The sequence below is a fragment of the Natrinema soli genome, from assembly GCF_028618695.1.
The window spans coordinates 1-2,716 of the sequence record NZ_JAQIVI010000680.1 but is presented as its reverse complement, the minus strand read 5'-3'; the positions used below and the strand labels follow the sequence as shown (position 1 = coordinate 2,716).

The window sequence follows — 2,716 nt, the reverse complement described above, 5'->3', positions numbered from 1 at the left end:
GCCGTCGCCAGCCCGATGGCCAGCGAGGCGCGCCGCTGCTGGCCGACGCTGAGGAGGCGGCCGTCGCGGTCTTCCAACGCGCCGAGATCGAGGAAGTCGATCACGTCGTCGACACGAGCTTCCACGTCCGCGTACTCCCTGTCCTCGAGGTAGTGGGCGACGTCCGCCCGCACCGCGTCGTCGATGAACATCTCCTCGGGGTTCTGGTGGACGTAGACGACGTCGTCCGCGAGCCGTTCCGGGAGCACCGAGCCCGTGTCGACGCCGTCGACGGTCACGGTCCCGGTGTCGGGCGTCTCGAGGCCGGTGATCAGCTGAAGGAGCGTCGACTTCCCCGCGCCGTTGCTCCCGACGAGGGCGACCCGCTCGTCTGGATACAGCTCGAGCGACAGCTCGTCGAGGACTTCCCGGGTCCCGCTCCGGAGCGTCTGGTAGGTGTGCGAGACGCCGTCGAACGAGATCACGGGTTCGGGCTGTCGATCCGCCGCTTCCGTGCCCGTCACGGCTCCGTCAGTCCGGACCTCCCTCTCGGATGCCCGGTCCTCGAACCGGGCCACGCCGTCTGCCAGCGTCACCGGAAGCCGCTCGTCGCCGTCGAAGACGCGCTCGGCGATCCGCGTCACCTGTGGCGGGTGGACGTCCTGTGCCCGCAGGTCGTCGAGTCTGTTCAGCGCCTCGTCGACCGGCAGCTTCCAGCTGACGGCGCCGTCTTCGACGAGGACCACCTGTTCGCAGTACTCGGCGATGAACTCCGTCTGGTGTTCGATCGCGACGACCGTCTTCTCGAGGTCCCCGTTGAGCCGGGCGAGGTGGTCGTAGGTCTCGCGAGCGGTGACCGGATCGAGCTGTGCGGCCGGCTCGTCGACGACGAGGATCTCCGGATCGAGGGAGAGCGACGCGGCCAGCGCCACGAGGTGCTTCTGGCCGCCCGACAGCTCCCAGACGAACCGGTCCTCGAGCCCGTCGAGCTCGAGGGCATCGAGCGTCCGGTGGACTCGTTCGCGGTAGTCCTCGTGGCCGTAGTTCAACGGTGCGAACGCGACCTCCTCGAACACCGTCGGACTGACCAGTTGATTGTCGAACTCCTGGAACACGTAACCGACGCGTCGGGACAGCTCCGACACCGAGCTCCCCGCCACGTCGAGCCCGGCGACCGTGACCGCCCCCCCGAAGTCCCCCTCATAGAAGTGCGGGACGATCCCGTTGAACGACTTGCACAGCGTCGTCTTGCCGGAGCCGTTCCCGCCGACGACGGCGACGAACTCGCCGGGTTCGATCTCGAGGTCGGCACCCGACAGCACGGCGTCGTCGGTCCCCGGGTAGCGAAACGAGAGGTCGTCGACGACGATTCCGGCGTCGTTCGTCGCCGTCATCGATCTCCCGCGGAACGGGTCGCTCGATACCAGACGAGCACTGCGACGATCGCGGAGGCGACGATGGGCACCGCGATAAAGGTCTGGCCGTACGTCTCGAGGAACTCGGGTTCCCAGATCACGTTGATCGCCCCGCCGACCTCGCTTCCGGCTTCGGCCGCGAACGCCAGCGGGAAGGCGACGACCACCGCCACCAGCGCCGTGATCGAGAAACCGCTGCGCATCGACGCGCCGCGCTCGCCCTCGAACGGCTCCATGCCCAGCAGCGGCTCGACTTTCCCGTGGAGTTTCGGATACAGGTACAGCGCCGGGATGACGCCGAAGACGATACCCGTGATGACCATCTGCGTGACGAAGTCGACCCCCTCGAGCACGATAATACTCTCCGGGAGGCCGGGAACCGCTTCCAGTTCCTCGACGCCGACGTACACTTTCCCGATGTCGATGAACATCGCGAAGAACTCCTCGAGGGCCTCCGCGAGGAAGACGACGATCGCCAACTGCCGGGTGTTTTCCGGATCCTGCAGGAGTTTCGCGGCGAAGTAGTAACAGACCGGGATCAACAGGAGCCCCTCCATCGCCCCCAGTCCGTCGAACTCGCCCAGCAGGATCTCGCCGAACACGATCTCGCCGACCGGAACGGCCAGCGCCGCCCAGTAGGTGCGAAACAGGAGCACCAGCACGATCGGAATGAAGACGAACTCGCCGACCCCTAACTCGAGCGGCCCGAGCGCGAACTCGGGCAGGATCTCCGTGACGGCGTTCTGTAGCCCCGTGAGCGACATCACGAGTATGAATACCATCATGTCGTGTTTCCCGATCTCGAATCGGCTCTCCCTCGCTGTCGATGTACTCATATGCGGTTGAGTGGCGTTCCCGTTCGTATTTGAGCGATTATAATAGTGATACGTTCCCGAATTTGGCGCCGGGTCCTCCCAATAGTCCGTGGAGCGCGTCTATGTGATATATATTACTCATAGTCGCGCTTACGTTTCGATCGCTCCCACCTCGAGACGATGGACCCACTCGTCGACGGCGACGGACGGTTCGAGACGCCGACCGCTCCTCGCAGGCGGACGGAGGCCGATGACTGAGCCGACGCCCCGGTTCGGTGCCGCGATGGACGTTCGGTTCGACGCGCCCGTCGAGGCGTTCGCCGGGTTTCTGACCGATCGCGGCCTCGACCACATCGAACTCCGCGCCGGCTATCTGGACGTGTCCGAGGACGGCCCCACCCCGGCGACGCTCCGGGACGTCGCCGACGACTACGGTCTGACGTACTCGGTTCACGCGCCCCACCTCGACGCCGCACCCGGCAACGTCAACGAACGGCTCCGGTCGGC

General features: G+C 66.1%; 2 protein-coding genes and 1 pseudogene. 1 reads left to right on the top strand and 2 read right to left on the bottom strand.

What is annotated here, in order from left to right; all coding sequences use genetic code 11:
• The coding region (locus PGX04_RS29920; protein WP_273741821.1) for an ABC transporter ATP-binding protein at positions 1–1,373 on the bottom strand (1,373 nt) is incomplete at its 3' end.
• A complete protein-coding gene (locus PGX04_RS29915; RefSeq protein WP_273741820.1) occupies positions 1,370–2,230 on the bottom strand; it encodes a DUF8171 family membrane protein in 861 nt (286 codons plus the stop codon). The genes PGX04_RS29920 and PGX04_RS29915, both read right to left, overlap by 4 nt.
• 229 nt (positions 2,231–2,459) lie before the next feature.
• Between PGX04_RS29915 and PGX04_RS29910 the strand changes: the two are divergent.
• Positions 2,460–2,716, top strand: a pseudogene (locus PGX04_RS29910) (sugar phosphate isomerase/epimerase family protein); the annotation flags it as partial.

Coding starts and splice junctions, on each gene's coding strand:
- PGX04_RS29915 (WP_273741820.1), bottom strand. CDS start 2,230: ATGAGTACATCGACAGCGAGGGAGAGCCGATTCGAGATCGGGAAACAC.